Origin of the sequence: Bradyrhizobium manausense, assembly GCF_001440035.1 — a bacterium.
Taxonomy (GTDB): domain Bacteria; phylum Pseudomonadota; class Alphaproteobacteria; order Rhizobiales; family Xanthobacteraceae; genus Bradyrhizobium; species Bradyrhizobium manausense.
On record NZ_LJYG01000012.1, the window covers coordinates 1 to 20943 of the forward strand.

Below are 20943 nucleotides of genomic sequence, written 5' to 3' on the forward strand. Positions count from 1 at the left end.
GCTCTCGGCCAGCAACAGCTCCAGCTTGTCGCCAAGCCGCTTGCGCCAGTGGCTCAGGTCCGAGCGCTCATGCGGGAACGCGTGCTGAAAGAACTCTTCACCGGTGAAGTACTGGAAATACGGGTCGTGGACCCAGCGCTCGCACACCCCCTCATCGGACAGGCCGTATATGTGCTTGAGCAGCAGCAGCCCGATCATGAAGCGGGTCGCGATGCCCGGCCGACCGTTCTCGCTGTAGAGCGGCGCGATCTCGCCGTCGATCCAGTCCCAGTCGACTTTGCCGGCGAGCTGAACCAGCTCGTGCTTCATGTTGATGATCTGGTCCAGCCTGGCCCGGAACAGATCGCCCGATCCCGTCGCTTTGGGCTTCTTCGGTCGCATCGCCACCTCCGATGCGAGGACGGAATCATGACTGGCGATTCGATGGAATCCTCAAAACGAAATTGCAGGGTTCCGATGCCCGAAGCATCAAAACCCTGCAATCCCAAAACAGGCCACAACGAATATTGCGATCCCAGCTCAATCGCTTAGCCGCTCTTCACGGACGACTGTTTATTTCCTCCAGAAGAAGTTAAGTCCGTTCGAAGTTGCACCGGGACAGAAGTGTGGACCAACCGGAACTAGAATTTCCCTACCTCTGTACGCAAGCACAGCTCTTCGCTGGGCTAAGCCCAAAATGTGTTTTGAAAATATTTCGTAAGCCTGCTTGAGCGAGAATCCTGATTCAGGAAGGTCGATTGTGTGCCTAACGTCAGACGATCAGGTAAAGTTAGCGGCGACGTGACTCGGCGCTCCGGGGGGCCCACACACGATGGGGAGCGCTGTCCCTACCACGCGCCGCTAGCTTCAAACCGAATTGTACACAGGCAAGCTGTCGAAAAACTGACGAGCCTCACCCCAGGCCTAACCCGAAAAGTGGCCTGTGTGGACGCTTACGATCAGATATCGCGGCAACAAGCCCCTCGAAACCGCCGACACTTATTGTTCCCTCGAAACCAAAGCCGATTCCTCTTGCTCTTCCTGAGCAACAAATTCGTATCACGCCGGATCTGGGAGAAGGATAGGCGCGAGGCATCATGGATCGCGACATGGACGAACTCGTGCCGCCGCGGCTTTCGCCTTTCTGGCGAGCCCGGGTGATGCGGTGGCCGGGCCTCGCGACCTGTCGAGCTTCTTAACTCGATATGGATGAGCTCGCTGGAATGCTCGCTCTCGTAGCGGCGCACCGGGGCGGCGTTCCAGTGGCTTGAGCTTGTTGAGGCCGAGGCGCAGCACCCGGCTCACCGTCGCCGCCGACCGACCTCCTTGGCAATCTGCTTGCCTGTCATGCGCTAACGATGCGAAGCCTCGATTCGGTTGATCACGGCTGGAGCGTCGGGCTGCGCAGACGATGCGGCCGTGATGAACGATCGCTCAGTCCCCTTACGGTCTCGCGGCAATACCCATCAATCCACTTCCGAGCGGTCCGCGGGCAGACAGACGCCTGCGGCTCGTGCGGCGGCCTCCGGCATCCGCCCGCTCTGCACCAGCCGAACAATGCGCTCTCGACCTCGCGGCGAGCCGAGCATTCTCATGGACGTCCATTCGATTTCTCTTGTGGATTGCTAAAGCTTCGACACCTTTAGCTTCCCCGATCGGAACCGAATGGATGAGACATTGATGTCGACAAGCGCCGCACACTGGCTAGCGGTCAATCAACATCGGACGAATACCGTCGAACCACCAATTTCATTCGGTCGCGCTTGCTCCGGCGCGGTCGATGACCCAGGCCACCATGTGGCCCTTGGCCTGCTCGGCCTGCACGTGCCGGAGGGCCTCAGAGTAGGTTAGTAAGGGTTCCTGCGCCGGATAGACAACGCGGTTGGTCGGCGTGACGAAGTGGTGGCAACACACGCGGTAGTCTTTAGCCTCGAACATCGAAATCCTCCTCTCGCCTCTGATTGCGCTGCCATACGCCCACGCTTTCAAATCCTGCTTATCACAGAGAATGCGGCCTCTTAGAGGCCGCGCGTCTCTTCCAACTGCGCTCCCAATGGCGATTTAGGCTCCATGCGTCAAGATTGTTCGACCCACCATTTCTTGTAGCTGGGGAAACGGCCCTTCGTGTGCATGATCGTGCCGCCAGATCGAAGAAAAGTGCCACCAATGCCGAAGGACAATTTGAAGCAGATGTGCCTTTGCAAGTCGCTCTGGACGATGCCGACGCCATGATCGCGGTCAATGATGACGAACTGAGGGGCGAATACCTCAAGGGCGGTTGCGAAGGCCGGAAGGACTCTGCGGCTGAGATCCCCGCGGGCTGAACCAATCGGGACCTGGCTAAAATCATCTCGCTTCCGATTGCGCCGCGAGCAACCCGCAATTGCCCCGCGTGCGAAATTCCGGCGCGAGACGTCGGACTGGCGTTGCTGTATCGTTTTTGGAGGGGCGAGAAGCCGGCAAAATGCAAAACGAAAGCGCGGGACCCCGCGCTCGATGCTGCTTGCTAAGCGAGATGATCCCGGTTGCATGATGATGCGATGTGCTGGGGTTATCACGGTTCGGTTTCCATGCTGGCTGAACGGGTTTCCCGGCGCCAATCCCGCTACGAGGAACTCCGCGGCAAGAACCTCAAGTTAAAACTTGGAGCGGTGAGGGGGAGATGACCGCCCGATCGTCCGGCGAGCGGACCCTGATGAGCCTGCAATTCCATCGTGCCGTCGAAGACATGGAGATATGGAGCGCAAACGGCGACGGTTATTCGTTCGTGATCAGTTTTGAAACTCCCACCGGTGCCGGCTTTCGCGGAAGGCTCGGCTACGTCGCGTCATGGCGCCCGTTTGACCAGCGCCGTTGCGCGATCAGAGTTATCGGCTCGCCGTTCCAAAGTCTTGCCGAAGCCGAGCGCGCGTGCAATGTCATGCTGAAATATCTCAACGATCAAACGGATTGCGTGCGCCCCTGGAAAACATGAAGCACGCACTAAAATGCAGCAGTCGTTCGCGCCCCGACTGGCATATTTGTAGCGACTGACTAAACCAGGCTTCGGTCAATGTGCGATTCTAGAGCGTCAATGTCGACCAAGAGTTGATCCGGACCCTATTCCGCGTGATCAATCCCTGTAACCCGATGACGTGGTTTGTTGGTACCACCAGTATTGTGAAATATTGCTGATTCTCTGATCTCAAGTCACCGCGCGCGCCGTTTGAAACGCTCCGAGGAGACCGTCCAGCACGATCACGGCGACAAGACCTAGAAGCTCGGTGACGATGCCCGCCAGGACGAGATCCAGATAGCTCTGCTGTGGGCCATCCCACAGGTTGAAAGCAGGCTTATCACCGCTTGTGCGCAGAACGTCGAGCGTACACGAGCCGATCACCGCGACGCGATGCATGAGAGCGGGATCGATGTCTATCCGAGACACGATGACGGTACAGATCTGGCTGAGCAAGTCGAGCGCGATCGTCAAGCCGCCGAAGGCCGAGCCCGTCAGTGCGGCAAGAATGTTCTTGGCGAGAGCGAGCGATACCAAAGGACGCCTTCGATCGCCAGCACCCAGTATCGCTCGTTTCGAAGGCCGGCAACGAGGCTGACCGCTCAAAAATTGGACGATGCTCGCGCTCAATACCGGCTAAATGGACGCGTTGGCTCCCCCGTCCATGGTACCGCAGCGCCGGCAGTCGCGGTTGAAGAGGATGATAGTGTCGCAATCGCCGCGCTGCCCGCGCGCCGCAAACGGCATCGTGCCCAAAAATAGCGTCGGCGTCGCGTTCTGTATCGATTGCGTCTCTCTGCGCATGCGATGGCACGTATCAGCCTATCGCGGGTTTATTCGTCTTCGCTATCCATGATCGGGCCCCGCACCGCGAGTTTGTTTTCTGCTGTCATCTTGTCAACGCTTTCCGTGCAGCATCGAACGCTTCCTGATCCTTCGGTTTGCAGGATCAAACCGGGAGCCTGGGGCATAGCTCTCGATACGCTTGGCCAAGGAACGATTGCGCCCCCAATCCCGCCCTTCGTACTTCTCGAAAATGATGACGTTGCGTGTCTAATAACTAGGCCCTGAAACAAGCTCCACGCGGTCGCAGGCTGCCCTTGGCGGCCGGTTGATTGTCTACCTTCGGCAGGTAGTGCCCTCCAACAGGAGATAGTGCCCTCCAACAGTCGCGCTGATCCTGCAAGTACCACGCCGCGGATGATCGCCCAGCTTGCTTTGCGCTGTCGTCACGAAATTGACATTCGTAAAATCATGTAAACGGCGGCGGTTCACGCCCCTTTCGTTGTTTGCTAGTTCGTCAGCGATAAGCGAGTGTGCGAACGACCGCCAGCCTGGTTCAATCGGTTTTGCACACGGCGTCACAAGCCTCCCTGTGCCATCCGGTGCCCACTCCAAAGCGAACGTATAATCTTTCTCTATTTTAACACCCCGTTTGGCCCATAAAACCGCAACCGGCTCACCTGTGTCGGTCTTTCTGTCAAGCTCCAATTCCCTGGGAACGAAGTGTGCTACCGTCGAGACCTTGGCGAAGATTTGCTCGGCTGTATCAGCATCCTGCGCGCGCCAAGTTGACTTAACTTTGTCGATAGTGGCGCTGTCGGCGGCACGAGCGCCATCGTTGCTTCCGGCCAGTCTACCCGCCAAAGCCAGCCATAGACCAAAGCAGAGAACGAGACCGACACCGAACCAAAGCATGCGCCTTTCAGTCATTTCTCTTACCCCACGCAGTTCTCTTACCCCACGCAGTTGGGTCCTAAATCGACGGATCGTATCCTCGAAAGACCCGCGGGGTACCTACCAGGAAGAGGCACCTATCAGAATTGGCTGGCCGGAAGAGTGCGCAACCGTGACTCGGCGTGTGTGTTACGTGTGAAGACGATGCTGTTCCTGCCGATGCCCATTTGCCCGCCAGTGCAGCGAAATCTGACGATACTTGGCGCCATTACCCTGTCTGGAGCCTTGAATGAGCAACTCCGCCTCAATAACGAAGCGTCCGGTCTCTCGCTAAACTGCTAGGGGCGATAAACACGATCGGTATGCGCGCGAATGCTGGGTGGCCCTTCTTCAGCGCGGCGCTTCCAATAATAGATATCCGACGGTCACAGAGAGAGCTTCAAAGCCTTGAAGCGTGCATTTTCCCCTGCAAGGGAGCTTGGACTTCGCGAGAAATGCGTTGCACACGGAAATGGTATCCAACCGGCCTTTTGGGCCACTTAGTCGGCAGGCGGCATGCAGCATCGCTACCGGCCCGGCAATACTCTTCTTCGACAAGCCTATGGGAGGGCACAGTCAACTACCAACGTTTGCACTTGATGGAGATGACGGACGCATGCCACTCGTGCGCGACAAAACCGTTAGGGAATTCGAAACTGGTGAAGAAGAATGAGAAAAGTCCTGCTGGGCACGGTCGTCATTGCTCTGGCCGCTCCTGCCGCTGCCGCTGATCTGGCCCCACGGCCCTACACCAAAACGTCCCCTGCGGTCATTCCGATCTACGATTGGACTGGTTTCTACGTCGGCCTCAATGGCGGTGGTGGCTCGGCCCATCAGTGCTGGGACGTGGTCAATGCCGGCGGTTTCGTCATCGCTCCGCCCCTTGCAATGGGATGCCAGAATGCGACCGGAGGTACCGTCGGCGGTCAGATCGGCTACCGCTGGCAGATAGCGAACTCGGTATTCGGCCTGGAGGCCCAGGGCAACTGGGGCAATTTCAAGGGCTCCAACGCGAATCTCGCTTTCGCAGGCGTCCAGGATGAAGCCAAGTTCGATGCATTCGGTCTAATGACGGGCCAAATCGGTTACGCCTGGAATAATGTCTTGGTCTATGTAAAAGGCGGCGCTGCGGTTGTCCGGGACAAATACCGTGTCTACGATTTTGGGACCGGGCTCACCCTCAACAACGGTAGCGAAACCCGCTGGGGCGGAGCGGTCGGTGCGGGCCTTGAATTTGGCTTCGCTCCGAACTGGTCCGTCGGCGTTGAGTACGATCACTTGTTCCTGAGCCATCGGGACGTGGATTTCTTTTCAACCGGAATAGTGGGTGTACCGGTGGGGGCTTTTGCAGGAACGGCCCGTATTGGTCAGGACGTCGACATCGGTATGGTCCGCGTGAACTATCGCTGGGGTGCTCCCGTTCCCGCGACATATTGATTTGCAAGAACAGACTTCTCGTCGAGCTCGTCGCGGACTGCAGCTGCAATCGCCGTGATCTGCCGGGTCTGCTTGGCGGGGGAATCTCAGGCGGTTCGCTTGCGTGATGCTGCAATAATCCGCGTCGTCAATGAGAAGTTCTAGATAGCCTCGTTGTTTTACGATGCCGCAATGGACGCCACCTCGCCACTACGAAAAGATTGCGGGCAGACGCCATGAACGTCAGGCGCGAGCCTTGTCCGAGATGTGGAAAGCCGATGACTTGGTTTCTGGATCAAGCAGCAAGCAGCACAAATTTTCAGGTGCTTTGACCGCGACACAGGTCACCTGACAGAGCTTGGATTGAGATTCTTTGAGGCCGCTGAGCGAAAAGCAAAGTAACACATGGCGCCTTCCGAGGTGACTGGCGCGTCCATAGACATCAGGTGATCCGGCCATGCTGACAGCCGACGAATGCCGCGACTTCTCAAGTCACTATAAGGCTCTGGCAGGAGCAGGTGACATTTCGCCAAAGCGATTGAGCACTCTGATTAGCATCTCGAAGAGCTTTGCAGAGTTGGCCAAACAGCTTGAGCTACTTGCAACGATCGCCAGCGAAGAAGATCGCAAGGTTCTGCCGTTTTTTAGGCATGGCGGCGGCTAGGAAGCAGCGGTCCCGATTCATTGCCGCAACCTGGGGTCTTCAGCGGGGCATACATAAGAGAGCACCTCTAGTTCCTTAATCGGTCTTTTCTTATTACGCGCTTCGAACTCGTGTATGTCACCGCCATCGCTCAGCGACTTACTGTCCAGCCGAGCAACAATGCTCGGTCTGTCGTTTGCGAATAGCCAATGGTTAAAGCCAAGAAGAGAGGCTACATACGGCGTCGCCCGGGTGGCGGTCATCGACGGGGGCGTCCTCAAGCCTCAAGATATCGGAGCAACCTCGGAATAAAGAGGCCGCTTGCCCCACTGGGCCCGTATGACAATCCCCTTGACTTAGCCGGCTGCGGCACCGAGGCGCCGGCCCTGCTCCACACTCCAGCTGAATTTGCGATCTCGCTGCTGCCGGTCAATTACAACGCTTTCCAGACTAGAGTTCCTCGGCCTTTTCGCGGTTCTCAACTCAGCTGTGTTATGCTCGTCGCTGCAGAGGCCCTTTCATGATGGCAGGAGGTCCCCCGGGCAAGTGTACCCATCGACTCGCTCCAGCGACTGCCGGCCGTTGCTAGACACACTCGGAAAGGCTAGCGCGCGCCCCGGTCGAGCATCGCGGCCGGCTCGGCTCGCCTCGATCAAATGCTGCTCGAAGCCCTCTTGCCGGCCTGGCCCGCCTGCTGCTCTTCCGACACGGCGCGTTGCACCTGCGACCAAGCCGTTACATCGGATGGTTGGTCAAAGTTCTGCGGGTCTACGGTAGCCTTAGGTCCAAAATCATCCGAGCCCGGGGCAAGCTGTCGAGAAGCTGACGCGCCCGCATTTCGTTGAGCCGCGCAGGATGCATGCTCCGCTTGTCCTGAGTGCGTCTGTATGGCACCTAGTGATTCGGTAGAGGCTCATGGGCCCTACCGCAGTCTTGAGGGGCGGCCATCTAGAAGGTTGCAAGGGCACGTCTTAGCCCCTCTTCGTCCGTGCCTCGCACGGCCTTAGCTCTTGCTTGCTGACGAAAACACTTCTGGCGAATTGCACTGATTAAGGCCCGGGCGCTCCCGATGGTCCACAACTCGACGGCTTTATCATCGAGGCGTGCATTTCAATGCTACTTTCGCGAGTTTTTGGCCGATTTCTGAGCTGTTCACACTGCTATGAAAGCCTTAAGCGGAAGGTGCCAGACGTCCGCAAGGCCCGCGATCCCGCATGCGCTACGCCCCCAGGTGTAAACAACCAAACATCATCCGGCCTTATGCTGCCCTTGCCGTGACGTTGAGATGCAGGCGCCCCTCGCAGATATCTTGCTCTTGCGTTTTTAACGCGTGGCACACAAAAAAGTCGAATCCCTTCGCGCTTTCCTCTGACGGGTTTGTAGCTAAAGAGCCTCACCACAATCGCCGCCCCGCAACGATGTTGTCGAACTCAAGCGCGCGGTCGTCATTGGACCTGCAATTAAGCATTTTCCGCCCGTCAACTGAACGCCGCGCTCGCCATATCGTTTGCGCTTGCCGGGATCAGCGGCTCGACCTTAGGCGACTGTCGCTATTGAGACAATGTCCGCAACTTGACGCCACACCGCCACGAGGAAGTGCCTGCAAAGCCTGCGAATTCACTTCGGCACGCGACTTGCTCTCTTTGCGGCATCATCATCAATCGCAGTGCGATGGTCTTCGGGACGGACTCGGCGCGCGTCGCTGTTAGCGTCTGGTCCGCGCCGGCGGTTTGCTGCGGCGATAACTTAAGGGCGCTCGGTCGTGCGCGAGAAAATGCAGGGAAGTGTTGGATGCGATCTGGAGTTCTTCTTTTTGGGAGCCACGACAATGGCGCTCGTCGCAAGCGGTGCAGCGAACGCGGCAGATCTTGAGCCAGAAGTGAAACTGCCCGCGGCGGTGTGGAACTGGTCCGGAGGCTATATTGGGGGGCAGGTCGGCGGCGGGTACGGCCGCCTCCTTCAGCAATTCCTATGGCCCGTCGATCTATGGCGGCATCGTCGATACGCCGGCGTTCCTTGCAGGCGGCCAGATCGGCTACAATTGGCAGAAGAACGGCTGGGTGTTTGGTGTCGAACTCGACGCCAGCGGCGTTGTCTCCGAGGGCACAAATACCTGCCTCGCCGCCTCCGGCTTTGTTGTGAGTGCAAACTGCAAGGCAGGTCCGAGCGTCTTTGCGACCGCGACCGGCCGCGTCGGTTACGCGTTCGGCGCGCTGGGCCGCACGCTGGCCTATCTCAAGGGAGGCGTGGCTTGGCAAAACAATCAGGGCGACGTCGTCAATAACTACGAGGGGGACCGCTTGCCGCACGCGAAAACCCATTTCGACTATGGTCGCCTAGGTGGCGTCATCGGCCTGGGCGTGGAGCAAGCGCTTACGCCTGCATGGTCGGTTACAGCTGAGTATGACTATCTGCATTTCGGCGGACCGAGTGTCGCAACGCCTCCGACGGTGCAGGATCCGCCGTTCGCGATTCTTCCGGCGAACACAACCAGCCTGTCCAGCGACTATCACATCGGAAAGATCGGGTTGAACTACCACTTTGGCGCCGACCCGTGGACGGCGCAATGGTCCGATGCGCCGCTGTACGCGAAAGAACCCGCCGGTGCGCCGCCGATTGCTTACACGGCCGATTGGTCGTTCGAAGGCGGCTCCCGGCTCTGGCTCAGCCGGGGGCGATTCCAATGGAACGCCAGCGGTTTGCGCGGTGTGCCCGGCGGGATCGGTACTATAGATCCTAACATTCTTGTATCAAGGCTCACCTACCACGGCCTCGACGGACTTTCCGGGGAGCTATTTGGTCGGGCCGACAGCCCGTGGGGAGTGTTCCTGAAGGGCAACATTGGCCTTGGGCGCTTCGATAAAGGAAACGATAACGATGAAGATTGGAGCCTCCGCTGGGGAGCGCTAACGCTGCCCTACGTCAACTCGGTATCAGACCAAGCAAACGGGAGGTTCAGCTATTACACCGCCGATGCGGGTTACGATTTCCTGCGCGGCGCTAACTACAAGGTTGGGGGATTTATCGGTTGGACCTATTACGACCAGAGCTCCGACTCGACCGGATGCGTAGAAACGGTTAACCTCCGAAGGCCATGTCTTGCGAGAGGCGACGACAGGATCGTTGGCAGCCAGAATACTCAGTGGAATGCAGCTCGTGTCGGCCTAAGCGCCGAAACCATGCTCACCGAGCGCTGGCGATTGAGCGCGGACGTCGCTTACCTGGCTTGGACCGATTTCAAGGGGCGTGACAACCATCTCTTGCGGGACGCGACCACCTTCGCTGAGCAACGCGGCAATGGTGGTGGCGGGGTCCAGGTGGAAGGCGTCTTGTCATACTTCATCACCAAGAACTTCAGCGTCGGCGTTGGCAGGCGCTATTGGGCAATGTGGACTAGAAAGGACAGCGAAGTGAGATGCACAGGCTGTCGTGGCCCGGGAATGATCAGCGATACTCAGTTTTCGAAGTTCAGCATGGAGCGCTGGGGTACGTTCTTTCAGGCGTCCTATAGGTTCGATTGAAAAGATCACACCTAAGGCCAAGCTCCAAGCCTCTTCGATATCTTTCCGAAGCTTTGGTAATGACACCGACCTCGGCGCCAGTTTGGCGCCGATTAAATTGGCATCGGGGAACCTGGTCCGGTGATGACAGTAGCGAACAGGCGCGTCGAGTGAGGCTCATCAACCGTGCTCTGTGCGCGCGAGCCTTGTCCAATTCGAACGGTTCGATCTTGAGCGCTTGTCGCGGTAGCCAAGGGAGACCAGCACATTGTGGGCGCCGGCCCATGACATCGCGCCAGCGGACTATCGCTCGTTGAGATCGCGATAGAGGGGTGCCATTGCGCGAGGTGCGTGCTCGGGATCGAGGCGGTTAATCTGCCTATCTCGCGCAATGCGCTGGATCGGCATGGCACACCCGCCCATCATGTTGCAGCTTATCTGAAGTAGTTGTGTGAAGCGGTCAATGCTGCGGCCGATCGCACTCCAGCGGCCATCGACTGTTCGCTCCGCGGTCTTGCGCAAGAGTGCCTTGAGCTTGGCGAAGGCGTTCTCGATTTCAATCCAAATCGGTTCACTCAGCTGGGCGATTGCTCCAGTGTCCTGAGTCCCAAGTTCGCAATCATAGAGTCACGTTACCATGCCAAGATGGGGGCGAATAGCGGCCGACCTGCTCTTATATCATCTCTGGCCGACCGCATGCGCAGGCACGCCCTCCTGGCGGGGGGTGTCGAAAGAGTAGGGGCCTTCCGGTCGACCATCTCGAATGATCGTCGCCGAGGAACCGCGGAATAACATCAGCACAGAGTCCCGCTGAGGCGTTTCGATAGCGTGTGGTCGCGCTTGCGCTTGGGCCACCAGCCCATTGAGCGTCTCATCCACGAGTGCGATGAAGCGTGGTGGACCGGACGCCAACACCAGGCCATCTCCGGGCGCAGGTCTGATGATATACCGCTCGTCGGAGATATTGAGCGCATCGAGGGCGGCCGTGAACGCCTCGAAGCTGATCGGGCCCAGTAGAAGCAGACGAGTTTGTGCTTCCTTCGCGGCAGACACGTAAAGCACGAGCCCATCGTAGTACCACTGAAGATTGTAGAGGTTCGTCAGACGGTCGAGGAATTCGCGCGGTGCCAGATCCGGCATGCGCCCGCGAATCCGTCCCTTCACCTCGCCGCTGATGCTAACTCTGATATTGAGGTTATTGCCGAATTCCTGCAGCGCGGCAGGGAGCTCCTGATCCAAAACCGAATAGCGATAGGTCGCCGAGGGCAGGGACAGGGGAGCGCCGAGCACCTTCTGTGTTCCGGTCGAAATGAAAACCCCGAAACACAGAACTGCGTTCAAAACGCACGGGATCATGGATCGGATGAGCATTCTCGCTTTCTTTGACTTAGCCAACGGGAGTGAAGTCACGCAAACTTGGAGACCAAACGTGATCTTTAGATGACGCCGGGAGGGGGCGAATTCGTCAGCTTGTCGTCAGCTCGCCTCTCTAGGACATTGGGCTGTAGATGGGTCTTGAACGGCCGGTCTCATCACGTCTCGAAGAGAGCAAGGTCCCTCCATGATGATAATAGGCGCTGCGCCGATTTCACCCAACCTGACCGAAAGTCTGTCCAAGACCTGCAGGCCAACAGAGGTCAGCGAGCAGGTGCAGTTCCAACAGAGCCTTTTGCAGGTGTCTGCGTCTCAGGGCGTTACGCCTCCAGTGACAGAAGTAGCGCCTGTTCCCCCGGCATCCGAAGTTTGGCGAACAACAACGCAGGCTAGTCCGCTGGGCGAGCGCATCCTCCAGAATCTTTCCTCGCTGTATCGGGTCAATGCAGTTCCACACGTCGCGGCGGGCGGTGGGGCCACTCTTGGGAAGGCTGTAGAGCCTGGGTCGGCGTCGCAGCCCCTTTTGCGGCAACCGGGCGCGGCGGAAACACGTCTGTCGAGCGCCCCTCACAGCGTAGATAACTTCGAGGCGATGATGACGAATCTGAAGGATGTCTCTGACAGCGTCATTCAGGTAACGCTCATTTCGAATGGCATTGGCAGCATTAGTTCATCACTGAACAAGCTGATATCGGCGGGCTGAGTGGGGCGAATGATTGGTTCAATCTGTCGCGAAAGCGGCCACGAGCGCCCATCCCACAAGCGGCATCGCGCCCTGGCTCTACTGCCGCTCCTTCTTCCTCTTATTGGTTGCAAAGCTGATCTCTACACTAAAGTTCAGGAACGTGAAGCGAATGAGATGCTTGCGGTCCTCCTTAAGAACGGGGTCGATTCGGTCCGCGTTGCGGCCAAGGACGGGACCAGCACGATCCAGGTCGAGCAGAACCAAATTGCCGTTTCGATCGACCTGCTGAATGCCGAAGGCCTGCCGCACCACTCTTTCAAGAGTCTCGGGGAAGTGTTCAACGCCGCGGGCCTGATTGCTTCGCCGACCGAGGAGCGCGCCCGTTACGTTTATGCCCTGAGCGAGGAATTGTCGCGTACGATCAGCGATATCGACGGTGTTCTGTCAGCGCGCGTCCATGTTGTTCTGCCGAAGAACGACCTGCTGCGACGGGACGCCACACCATCTTCGGCGTCGGTTTTCATCCGGCATGACTCCAGGGCCGATCTCTCAATCCTGCTGCCGCAGATTAAGATGCTCGTTGCCAACAGCATCGAGGGCCTATCCTACGACAAGGTGGCTGTGGTGTTTGTGTCGGTCGAGCGGCCTGCACTCGAACAGCGGCCGGCGCCGGCGGCTGCAATCGCCCAAGCGCCTGGATTGATTTCAACGCCATTGCTTGCGGTCGGAACGGGTCTCGGTGGCGCGGTATTCGGTGTGCTGTCCTACGTCTTGCTGAGCGCTCGTGTACGGCAGCGCAGGCAATCATCTCCCAAGGTAGCCGCGGTTGGCGGACGTTCGGCGGCGTCCGCTATCGAGGTCGTTCGCAAGGCGATTAACCCAAATGCCGCCTAGGGCAGCGTTCGACATGGAGCCATCGAAGGCGTCCGCCGAGCGGCGTTGTCCATCGCCATCGTGCGAGCTCGCTGCCTCGGTTCATCCGACCCGCCTTGCCGCACGACTTGATGCGAACCTATCGGCTGCGACGTTGATACAGCTGCAGAAAAGCTCCCGGCTGCAGATAAGGATGGCGCGGTTGCTGCTTGACAACGAAATGGACTTGAATGGAGCTGTATCTGGCCCGGATCTTCTGCTCGGACATGATCCGAAACGGGCCGCTCTGCTCGCCGGCAGCATTTGGCATGCCCGTTCGCTGATAAAGCTGATCTCAAAACAGCATGTCGCCGTGCTGATCGGGCGTGTCGGTGAGGAAGTGCAGGCTTTCGGTATCCGACATGCATCGCACGCGGTTTCAACCAGAGTCATTGCCGATCCACAACAACTCGCGCAAGAGATTGATGACGATGGGCATGCCTGTCTCGGCGCCTGGCTCGACGAAGTGTCAGCGCCTGACCGCAGCCGCGTGCTTCTACGCTTAGCGGTCGGAACTGCCGCCGATCATCCAGAAAACGAATATCGCGAAGCCGCAAGCCGATTGTTCTCCTTGGTTTTGGCCCATTTGGCGACGGAAGGCTAGGTGCTATGACAGCCGACGATTCCGCGCCGCCATTAGCTCCGCATATGCGCCCGCTTGGCCCGCTCATAGAAGCGAAGGATCTCGAAATCTGGCAGGAGGCCGTCGCGGCGCGAGCCGCGGCAGAGCGGCATCTGCAGCGCGTTCGTGGCTGGGCGCGCAGAGCTTATCAGCTGGAGCGAGCGCGCGGCCGCGCCGAGGGGGTGACGGCCGGCGCCGAGGAAATGTCGCAGCTTGTCGCGCAGGCGACCTCGGAAGTGGCGCGGAGAAACGCCGCTCTAGAGGAGGAGTTGCCACAGCTCGTGATGGAGATCGTAACTGATCTGCTGGGCGCCTTCGATCCCGGCGAGATGTTGATGAGAACGGTTCGTCACGCGATCCTGCGAAAATGTGGCGGAGCGGAACTTTCCCTTCATGTGTCGGCCATGAATGCCGAATCGCTTGCACGCGAATTTGCTGCGTGCGACGGACGGGAGGGCCGGCCCACTGTCCGAATTGTTCCGGATCCGGCGCTCTCCCAGCACGAGTGCGTGCTGCGGAGTGAGTTCGGCAATGTCGATCTCGGACTTGCCGCACAGCTCCGCGCGCTGCGTCTTGGGCTTGGGCTACCTCCTCAGGCAGGCGAACTGTGACAACGCGGGCGGCAAACCATGCTCATCGCGATGGCGAGGGGAGTGCGCACGCGGCGCTATCGCGTCTGCGATCGACAGTAAGACATGTCGACACGCGTCCCGTACGCGGACGGATCACGCGCGCGATCGGCACGCTCCTTCATGCAGTCTTGCCGGACGCGCGGATTGGAGAGCTCTGTGTCGTGCAGGATCCGCGCACCGGATTTTCGCTTGAGGCCGAGGTGATCGGTTTATTGCCGGATGGCGTGTTGCTGACGCCGATCGGTGACTTGCTGGGCGTGTCCGGCCGCGCAGAAGTCGTCGCTACGGGACGAATGCATGAAGTGCCGGTGGGGCCCTATCTGCTTGGCCGGGTGATCGACAGCTTCGGCCGTCCTCTCGATGGCAAGGGCGCAGTCAAGGCCACAGAAACTCGTCCGCTGCGCGGCCAAGCTCCAAACCCAATGACGAGGCGCATCATCGAGCGACCATTGCCACTCGGCGTCCGTGTCTTGGACGGTCTTCTGACATGCGGCGAGGGCCAGCGCATCGGCATATATGGGGAGCCTGGTTGCGGCAAGTCGACCTTATTGGCACAGATCGTAAAGGGCGCGATTGCCGACGTGACCGTAGTTGCCCTGATCGGCGAGCGTGGGCGCGAGGTGCGTGAATTCATCGAGCGGCATCTAGGGGAGGCAGCCCTTCGCCGCACGGTCCTCGTCGTTGAGACCTCCGATCGCTCGGCGATGGAGCGGGCGCAATGTGCCTATACTGCAACCGCGCTCGCCGAATATTTTCGCGAGCAAGGCCTGCGCGTTATTCTGATGATGGATTCATTGACGCGTTTTAGCCGCGCGATGCGCGAAATCGGGCTTGCTGCGGGTGAGCCACCAACCCGGCGGGGCTTTCCTCCCTCTGTCTTTGCCATGCTGCCGGGCTTGCTGGAGCGTGCGGGCATGGATGAACGAGGCTCAATTACAGCCTTCTATACCGTGCTTGTTGAAGGTGAGGGTACGGGCGATCCAATCGCCGAGGAAACGCGCGGCATTCTCGATGGTCATATCGTTCTTTCACGCTCTATCGCGGCTCGCGCGCAATTCCCCGCTATCGATGTACTGTCGAGCCGCAGCCGCGTCATGGATGCAGTCGTATCTGGGCCGCATCGCAATGCGGCGTCCTTCTTCCGCGATCTGCTCTCACGCCACGCAGAGGCCGAATTTTTGGTCAAGGTCGGCGAATACAAGCAAGGCAGCGATCCGCTGACGGACCGGGCCATCGCCTCTATCGACGACCTGCGCAAGTTCTTGCGTCAGGGTGAAAACGATGCCTCCAGTTTTGAAGAGACCGTCACATGGATGTGCCGTCTGACCGCATGAGTTGCATTCACGCTTCGAGATTGCGACACGTAAAGGAAATACGTGAGCGCGGTGCTCGCGCTGAGTTGTCCAATTTGGAGGCTAAATGCCGCATCGAGGCCTTGGCCGCAGAGCGCGCAGGGCGAGAACTTGCAATTGCAGAAGAACGTCGCGCACAGGCGGAAGTGGAGGTTTACGAGCAGCTGACATCGCTCGGTACCGTGTCCGTCGTTGAACTCGATCGTCGCGAGCTCATCTTTGAGAGGCTCGCAACTGAGGTCACGTCGAAACGCCAGACGCTGGAGGACGCCCGTAGCGCTCAAAAGCAGGCCGAGACAGCGGCCTCCGAAGGGCGGGCGCATTGGGCCAAATGTTCCGCGGCAACTGACAAATGGCGGCAAATCGAGACCGACGTCCAGCGGGCGGCCGACACCCATGCGGAGGTTACAGCCGAGATAGAGGCCGATGATGAGGTCTCGCTTCGTTATGGGCGGGCTTTGCCTCACAAAATGGCAGACGGTTCAATCTGATGAGCGCTAGTTCTCTTGCATCGCAAGCGTGCGGTCTTGTAGACCCGCCTCCTGCAGATCGTGCGGTCGAATACACGACCTACGAGCCGTCACTCATTCTGACCCATACATTCGTCTCGTGGCTCAATAGAATCGCCGGACCCCGCACGCCTTTGCAAACCAGCCTTGGCGGTAAGCCGCTATCGGTGCGATTGGAACGACCTGTCTGGCAGGTGGAACCTTCAGCTATATCGATGCTCGACTGCGTTTGGAGCGTCGGAGATGAAACGATCGTTTTGTCGATACCCCATGCACTTGCCGAGGCGTTAATCTCGGCAGTACAGAGCGGCCTAGCGTTGCCTTCCGAGCCAAGTCGTTCGCTCGTTCTCGAACTTGCACTCGAACCGTTGCTGGCACCTCTGGAGAATCAGATTCAGCAGCGGCTGCAACTTTTTCGTGTTGGAAAGGCCGAGACGAGAGGGCCTCATATCGAATTCGGCATCGTCTACGGCTCGCTCAAGAGCAAAGGTCGCCTCTTTCTCTTCTCGCCTCTCGATGGACCGATACCGCCGGCGTTCCAGGCCTTAGGCGAGCTCTTCGGTCAATTGCCGCGCGAAACGCGCAAGCTTTCCAAAGAGCTTCCCATCATCGTTGCAGGAGAAATTGGTACGCTCCGAACTACTGCCTCGCTTCTTCGCAAAACAAGTGCAGGCGATGCTTTGCTGCCAGACGTGATGCCATTCGCCCGTGGTGAGATCACTCTCACTGCGGGCCGGGTATGGACCGTGGCGGATGTCGCCGGCAACCGCCTGATCCTGCGGGGACCATTTCGGTCGGTACCGCGACCTCTGGAGTATGCACATATGACAACACCCCCCGAACCGCAGCATCCGCCCTCGGAGGCCGATCTCGACGACATCGAAGTCACCCTCGTCTTCGAATGCGGCCGCTGGCCGATCACGCTGAGAGCATTGAAGGATATCGGCGAAGGACATGTGTTCGAACTCGGCCGGCCGGTCGACGGCCCGGTCGATATCCTTGCAAACGGCCGCCGAATTGGCGGTGGCGACATCGTACGTATTGGGGACGAGCTGGGCATCAGGCTCCGTGGCGGGTTAGGCGGCCATGACTGACGTTCAACCAGCAATCCTGGCCCTTCTTGCGGTCACGGCCGGGCTCGGCTTGTTGCTCTTCGCGGTCGTCACGACCACGGCGTTCATAAAGGTATCTGTCGTTCTTTTCCTCGTTCGGAATGCTCTTGGGACCCAGTCGATACCGCCGAACATCGTCTTATACGGCGCGGCATTGATCCTCACCGCCTTCACCAGCGCCCCCGTCTTTGAGCAGAGCTACAATCGAATCGCCGATCTGCAGCTCCGCTATCAGACGCTCGAGGATTGGGTAAGTGCTGCGAAAGAGGGGCAGGAGCCGCTCCGAGGCTATCTCAAGAAGTTCACCAATGAAGATCAGCGAGGCTTCTTCCTGTCCTCGACCGAACGTGTCTGGCCAGAGGAGATGCGCGGCAAAGCCACAGCTGATGATTTTGTGATTCTCGTCCCGTCTTTTCTCATCTCAGAACTCAAGCGGGCCTTCGAAATTGGGTTTTTGCTCTATCTACCTTTCATCACGATCGATCTGATCGTAACGACAATCCTGATGGCCATGGGCATGTCAATGGTATCTCCGACAGTGATATCTGTCCCTTTCAAGCTCTTTCTATTCGTGGCGATCGATGGCTGGTCGCGTCTCATGCACGGGCTGGTGCTCAGCTACACAACACCGGGAGGTTGAGCATGGACGACACAACTATTCTCGCTCACATGAGCCGATCGCTCGTGCTTTTCATGATCTGGGTTCTGCCTCCACTCATTGCAGCGGCGGTTGCCGAAACCATCATCGGTATCCTCCAGGCGGCAACGCAGCTCCAGGACCAAACCTTGCCTCTGACTGTGAAGCTTCTCGTCGTCGTTGCGGTTATCGCTCTGTTTTCTCCGGTGCTGAGCGCCCCGCTCATCGAACAAGCCAAGCAGATCTTCACCGATTTTCCCGGACTCACGGCGAGTTACTAGCAGTCGTCGCGATGTCTGACTTGTCAAGCGCGGAGACGCAAGGCCTGATCCAGGCGGCAATCGAACTCATCGTTGCTGCCGGCCTTGGTGCGGCCCGTCCCGCGGGCATCATGCTGGTCCTTCCTGTATTTACGCGTTCGCAGATTGGCGCGCTGATCCGCGGTTGCCTGGCCGTTGCGATCGAACTACCGTACTTGGCGCAGATCGGCGATGGCTTGAAAGCGCTAGATCCGGACACACGTCTGATCAAGATCACGCTACTGGGTTTGAAGGAGGCGTGTGTTGGCCTCGTGATCGGTGCGCTGCTCAGCATCCCGCTATGGAGCCTCCAGGCTGTCGGGGAAATCATCGATACCCAACGAGGCATCACCAGCGTGGTCGCGCCCGCAGATCCCGCGACACGCAGTCAGGCTTCGGCGACAGGACTGTTTCTCGGTATCACGGCGATCACCATCTTCGTCGTATCGGGAGGCCTGCAGACTATGATCAGCGTGCTTTATGGCAGCTATCTGATCTTGCCAGTGTATCAGTTCCGGCCCACGGTGAGCGTGCAAGGAACCATTGAATTGTTCGGCGTGATCGACGGCATCATACGTACCACAATTGTGGTCTCTGGGCCTGTGGTGGCTTTCCTGTTGCTTGTCGATATATCAGCGATGTTACTCCAACGCTTTGCGCCGCAATTCAACCCGAAGGACCTGTCGTTGACGATCAAGAATATCGGCTTTGCGATCGTCATGGTCACCTACACCGTCTTTCTCATCGAATACATGCAATCAGAGATCAGCCAGTCGAACCGCGAGTTGGAGAGGATCGAAAGGCGACTTAAATGAGCGATACGAGCGAAGAGAAAACGCTCCCCCCCTCCGACAAGAAGCTAAACGATGCGCGCAAGAGAGGACAGGTTGCGCACAGTACCGACTTAGTGAGAGCCGTCAGCGTCTGCGCAGGTCTCGGCTATCTCTGGTTGGAAGCCAGTTCCATCCAGGACAAGTGCCATCAAGCGCTCATGCTAACTGACAAACTGCTGGATAAGCCGTTCGATGTTGCGGTCCAGCTGGCGCTGGGCGCCTTGCCCGAACTCGCTCTGGGAATCGTTGGCCCGTTCCTCGCAACTATTGTCGTCGGGGCAATTCTGACGACAGTCTTGGCCAATGGTGGAATGATCTTCTCCTTCGAGCCGGTAAAGCTGAAATTCGAGAACGTTGATCCCATACAGGGATTGAAGCGCATCGCGTCCATGCGTTCGCTCGTCGAGCTTGGGAAGACCCTGCTCAAAGCCATCGGCCTCGGTGCGATCTTCTTCTTTGTCGTTGTCGGTGCGTGGAAGACACTGGTCTATCTGCCGGCTTGCGGCATGGGCTGCTTCGGCTTCGTCTTCATGGAAGTCAAACTGTTGATCGGCATTGCCTGCGGTGCCTTTCTCATCGGCGGATTGATCGATCTTCTCATCCAGCGCTGGTTGTTTTTGCGCAGCATGCGCATGACCGAGAGCGAGGCAAAGCGGGAGTCCAAGGAGCAGCAAGGTAATCCGGAGGTGAAACGGGAACACCGTCGGCTCCGTCGGGAGCAGGCGCGCGAGGCACCGCTCGGGGTGAATCGCGCAACATTGATCTTGACCGGGCAGGAGATGCTGGTCGGGGTACGCTACGTTCGTGGCGAAACCGGCGTGCCTGTCGTGGTTTGCCGCGGCGAGGGCGAAGCCGCTTCACGGCTCTTTGATGAGGCGCGGGCCCTTCATCTCACTATTGTCAATGACCACGCCGTGGTCCGTGAGCTGATTCGCAGCGCCAAGCTTGGTAACCCCATTCCAACCCAGTATTTCGAGTCTGTCGCAAGAGCTCTCCTTGCCGCCGGCCAAGTCTAGTCATCTTGTGAATGACATCGCATGACAGAAGGACGTCCTCGCTATTGAGACGGCTGTCCGGCCGTAGTGCCGGCTGACGTAAGATCTGATGGCGACTTGTTGTTAGCTGCCTGTCCCAAGTTGCTGTTATTGCCCGTCGCGAAGCTTTTGTACGTGGCAACTGGGATAGCCGCACGATTGCCGTCGCTCGGTATGACGGCCGGATTGCCAATCAAGTCACGGGGATCGTTGACCATGATAGCAAGGTTGGTGCGGATCGAGCAGCCAAGCGTCGGGTCGAAAGAATTGTCGTTCACTGACGGACCGACGATCGACATCGACGGACAGTCGGGAGGGTACGCCTCATACGTAATCGCCTCGATTCGCGCGGCAAAGCGATCGCGCCGGGTAATGAGTGGGCCGTACAGGCGGATATTGTGAGGGTCAACCCCCATTGCGCGGGCCTCACGGGCTATCTGCACTCCGAGCTGAGGTGGGCCGGCAATGTTGAGATGGAGCGCGTCACGCCGACCGCGACTTGTAGTCACTATGAACTCCCGCAGACGCTGCCGTTCGGCCCCTCGAAGGCTCTGTAACAGTAAAACGTTCTTCTCCTCTTGAACCAGGGTCGCTTGCGCAGCCGGATCGACAGAGGTCGGTGCAGTGCTTGTGCAGCCGGCTAGACCCGCCGCGAGAGCGATTAGGGGGCATACGATGCGAAAGGTCATTGGC

At 58.6% G+C, this 20943-nt stretch carries 23 protein-coding genes and 1 pseudogene; 16 read left to right on the plus strand and 8 right to left on the minus strand.

Going from position 1 to position 20943, the window contains the following annotated elements; all coding sequences use genetic code 11:
- The 3 genes from AOQ71_RS01855 to AOQ71_RS01860 form a co-directional block, all read right to left on the minus strand.
- Positions 1-381: transposase (locus AOQ71_RS01855; protein WP_162268298.1), on the minus strand; the 381-nt coding region annotated here is incomplete at its 3' end.
- Positions 382-1360: 979 nt separating this feature from the next.
- On the minus strand, positions 1361-1537 hold the full coding sequence (locus tag AOQ71_RS50120) for a leucine zipper domain-containing protein (protein WP_083513856.1): 177 nt from the start codon (positions 1535-1537) through the stop codon (positions 1361-1363).
- 191 nt (positions 1538-1728) lie between these two features.
- On the minus strand, positions 1729-1917 hold the full coding sequence (locus AOQ71_RS01860) for a hypothetical protein (RefSeq protein ID WP_245316624.1): 189 nt from the start codon (positions 1915-1917) through the stop codon (positions 1729-1731).
- A 143-nt stretch (positions 1918-2060) separates the two neighbouring features.
- Between AOQ71_RS01860 and AOQ71_RS01865 the strand changes: the two genes are divergently transcribed.
- Together AOQ71_RS01865 and AOQ71_RS01870 are read left to right on the plus strand one after the other, a co-directional pair.
- Complete coding sequence (locus tag AOQ71_RS01865) at positions 2061-2303, plus strand: hypothetical protein (protein ID WP_157083327.1); 243 nt, start codon at positions 2061-2063, stop codon at positions 2301-2303.
- A 371-nt stretch (positions 2304-2674) separates the two neighbouring features.
- Positions 2675-2953, plus strand: coding sequence for a hypothetical protein (locus AOQ71_RS01870; RefSeq protein ID WP_057741012.1), 279 nt, complete (start codon positions 2675-2677; stop codon positions 2951-2953).
- Positions 2954-3163: 210 nt separating this feature from the next.
- Here AOQ71_RS01870 and AOQ71_RS01875 read toward each other — a convergent pair whose 3' ends face one another.
- The gene (locus AOQ71_RS01875; protein ID WP_057741014.1) at positions 3164-3511 is read right to left on the minus strand and encodes a hypothetical protein; all 348 of its coding nucleotides are present in this window, start codon (positions 3509-3511) and stop codon (positions 3164-3166) included.
- A 582-nt stretch (positions 3512-4093) separates the two neighbouring features.
- Positions 4094-4687, minus strand: a complete 594-nt coding sequence (locus AOQ71_RS01880) for a hypothetical protein (RefSeq protein WP_083513857.1) — start codon at positions 4685-4687, stop codon at positions 4094-4096.
- A 672-nt stretch (positions 4688-5359) separates the two neighbouring features.
- On the opposite strand from AOQ71_RS01880, the gene AOQ71_RS01885 reads away from it, so the two are divergent.
- The 3 genes from AOQ71_RS01885 to AOQ71_RS01895 all read left to right on the plus strand — a co-directional run bounded on the left by AOQ71_RS01885 (position 5360) and on the right by AOQ71_RS01895 (position 10270).
- Positions 5360-6127 carry an outer membrane protein gene (locus AOQ71_RS01885; protein ID WP_057741017.1) on the plus strand — a complete coding sequence of 256 codons (768 nt, stop codon included), beginning with the start codon at positions 5360-5362 and terminating at the stop codon, positions 6125-6127.
- Positions 6128-6563: 436 nt separating this feature from the next.
- Positions 6564-6770, plus strand: coding sequence for a hypothetical protein (locus AOQ71_RS01890; RefSeq protein ID WP_057741020.1), 207 nt, complete (start codon positions 6564-6566; stop codon positions 6768-6770).
- 1901 nt (positions 6771-8671) lie between these two features.
- Positions 8672-10270: an outer membrane protein gene (locus AOQ71_RS01895; protein WP_245316626.1), complete on the plus strand. Its 1599-nt coding sequence runs from the start codon at positions 8672-8674 to the stop codon at positions 10268-10270.
- Positions 10271-10702: 432 nt separating this feature from the next.
- Here AOQ71_RS01895 and AOQ71_RS44645 read toward each other — a convergent pair.
- Positions 10703-10819, minus strand: a pseudogene (locus AOQ71_RS44645) (IS630 family transposase); the annotation flags it as partial.
- A gap of 108 nt (positions 10820-10927) precedes the next feature.
- On the minus strand, positions 10928-11620 hold the full coding sequence (locus tag AOQ71_RS01905) for a nodulation protein NolW (protein ID WP_162268299.1): 693 nt from the start codon (positions 11618-11620) through the stop codon (positions 10928-10930).
- 190 nt (positions 11621-11810) lie between these two features.
- Here AOQ71_RS01905 and AOQ71_RS42010 point away from each other — a divergent pair, with 190 nt between their 5' ends.
- The 11 genes from AOQ71_RS42010 to AOQ71_RS01960 all read left to right on the plus strand — a co-directional run bounded on the left by AOQ71_RS42010 (position 11811) and on the right by AOQ71_RS01960 (position 20232).
- Positions 11811-12326 (plus strand): nodulation protein NolB, encoded by a 516-nt coding sequence (locus AOQ71_RS42010; protein ID WP_245316628.1) that lies wholly within the window; start codon positions 11811-11813, stop codon positions 12324-12326.
- 9 nt (positions 12327-12335) lie between these two features.
- On the plus strand, positions 12336-13202 hold the full coding sequence (sctJ, locus tag AOQ71_RS01915; protein ID WP_057741024.1) for a type III secretion system inner membrane ring lipoprotein SctJ: 867 nt from the start codon (positions 12336-12338) through the stop codon (positions 13200-13202).
- Between the two features lie 181 nt (positions 13203-13383).
- Positions 13384-13824, plus strand: coding sequence for a nodulation protein NolU (locus AOQ71_RS01920; protein WP_283809556.1), 441 nt, complete (start codon positions 13384-13386; stop codon positions 13822-13824).
- A gap of 5 nt (positions 13825-13829) precedes the next feature.
- On the plus strand, positions 13830-14453 hold the full coding sequence (gene sctL / locus AOQ71_RS01925) for a type III secretion system stator protein SctL (RefSeq protein WP_057741027.1): 624 nt from the start codon (positions 13830-13832) through the stop codon (positions 14451-14453).
- Entirely contained in the window at positions 14450-15808 is a 1359-nt protein-coding gene (gene sctN, locus AOQ71_RS01930; protein ID WP_057741029.1) for a type III secretion system ATPase SctN, read from the plus strand. Before sctL ends, sctN begins: the two co-directional genes overlap by 4 nt.
- Positions 15784-16317: a hypothetical protein gene (locus AOQ71_RS01935; RefSeq protein ID WP_057741031.1), complete on the plus strand. Its 534-nt coding sequence runs from the start codon at positions 15784-15786 to the stop codon at positions 16315-16317. Before sctN ends, AOQ71_RS01935 begins: the two co-directional genes overlap by 25 nt.
- 233 nt (positions 16318-16550) lie before the next feature.
- A complete protein-coding gene (gene sctQ / locus AOQ71_RS01940) occupies positions 16551-17429 on the plus strand; it encodes a type III secretion system cytoplasmic ring protein SctQ (RefSeq protein ID WP_347336671.1) in 879 nt (292 codons plus the stop codon).
- On the plus strand, positions 17422-18087 hold the full coding sequence (gene sctR, locus AOQ71_RS01945) for a type III secretion system export apparatus subunit SctR (RefSeq protein ID WP_057741033.1): 666 nt from the start codon (positions 17422-17424) through the stop codon (positions 18085-18087). Before sctQ ends, sctR begins: the two co-directional genes overlap by 8 nt.
- 2 nt (positions 18088-18089) lie before the next feature.
- A complete protein-coding gene (locus AOQ71_RS01950) occupies positions 18090-18365 on the plus strand; it encodes an EscS/YscS/HrcS family type III secretion system export apparatus protein (RefSeq protein ID WP_057741036.1) in 276 nt (91 codons plus the stop codon).
- Positions 18366-18376: 11 nt separating this feature from the next.
- Positions 18377-19198 (plus strand): type III secretion system export apparatus subunit SctT, encoded by an 822-nt coding sequence (sctT, locus tag AOQ71_RS01955; protein WP_057741038.1) that lies wholly within the window; start codon positions 18377-18379, stop codon positions 19196-19198.
- Positions 19195-20232, plus strand: coding sequence for an EscU/YscU/HrcU family type III secretion system export apparatus switch protein (locus AOQ71_RS01960; RefSeq protein ID WP_057741040.1), 1038 nt, complete (start codon positions 19195-19197; stop codon positions 20230-20232). The genes sctT and AOQ71_RS01960 overlap by 4 nt, the downstream gene beginning before the upstream one ends.
- 41 nt (positions 20233-20273) lie before the next feature.
- Here AOQ71_RS01960 and AOQ71_RS01965 read toward each other — a convergent pair whose 3' ends face one another.
- Positions 20274-20939 (minus strand): CpaD family pilus assembly lipoprotein, encoded by a 666-nt coding sequence (locus AOQ71_RS01965; RefSeq protein ID WP_057741043.1) that lies wholly within the window; start codon positions 20937-20939, stop codon positions 20274-20276.
- Positions 20940-20943 lie beyond the last annotated feature (4 nt).

Excerpts from the sequence above, each read along its gene's own strand:
- sctT (WP_057741038.1), top strand. The coding sequence starts at position 18,377 with ATGTCTGACTTGTCAAGCGCGGAGACGCAAGGCCTGATCCAGGCGGCA.
- AOQ71_RS01885 (WP_057741017.1), top strand. The coding sequence starts at position 5,360 with ATGAGAAAAGTCCTGCTGGGCACGGTCGTCATTGCTCTGGCCGCTCCT.
- AOQ71_RS01965 (WP_057741043.1), bottom strand. The coding sequence starts at position 20,939 with ATGACCTTTCGCATCGTATGCCCCCTAATCGCTCTCGCGGCGGGTCTA.
- AOQ71_RS01950 (WP_057741036.1), top strand. The coding sequence starts at position 18,090 with ATGGACGACACAACTATTCTCGCTCACATGAGCCGATCGCTCGTGCTT.
- sctR (WP_057741033.1), top strand. The coding sequence starts at position 17,422 with ATGACTGACGTTCAACCAGCAATCCTGGCCCTTCTTGCGGTCACGGCC.
- AOQ71_RS42010 (WP_245316628.1), top strand. The coding sequence starts at position 11,811 with ATGATGATAATAGGCGCTGCGCCGATTTCACCCAACCTGACCGAAAGT.
- AOQ71_RS01960 (WP_057741040.1), top strand. The coding sequence starts at position 19,195 with ATGAGCGATACGAGCGAAGAGAAAACGCTCCCCCCCTCCGACAAGAAG.
- sctQ (WP_347336671.1), top strand. The coding sequence starts at position 16,551 with ATGCTCGACTGCGTTTGGAGCGTCGGAGATGAAACGATCGTTTTGTCG.
- AOQ71_RS01880 (WP_083513857.1), bottom strand. The coding sequence starts at position 4,687 with ATGACTGAAAGGCGCATGCTTTGGTTCGGTGTCGGTCTCGTTCTCTGC.
- sctL (WP_057741027.1), top strand. The coding sequence starts at position 13,830 with ATGACAGCCGACGATTCCGCGCCGCCATTAGCTCCGCATATGCGCCCG.
- AOQ71_RS01890 (WP_057741020.1), top strand. The coding sequence starts at position 6,564 with ATGCTGACAGCCGACGAATGCCGCGACTTCTCAAGTCACTATAAGGCT.
- AOQ71_RS01905 (WP_162268299.1), bottom strand. The coding sequence starts at position 11,620 with ATGCTCATCCGATCCATGATCCCGTGCGTTTTGAACGCAGTTCTGTGT.
- AOQ71_RS01860 (WP_245316624.1), bottom strand. The coding sequence starts at position 1,917 with ATGTTCGAGGCTAAAGACTACCGCGTGTGTTGCCACCACTTCGTCACG.
- AOQ71_RS01935 (WP_057741031.1), top strand. The coding sequence starts at position 15,784 with ATGGATGTGCCGTCTGACCGCATGAGTTGCATTCACGCTTCGAGATTG.
- sctJ (WP_057741024.1), top strand. The coding sequence starts at position 12,336 with ATGATTGGTTCAATCTGTCGCGAAAGCGGCCACGAGCGCCCATCCCAC.
- AOQ71_RS01870 (WP_057741012.1), top strand. The coding sequence starts at position 2,675 with ATGAGCCTGCAATTCCATCGTGCCGTCGAAGACATGGAGATATGGAGC.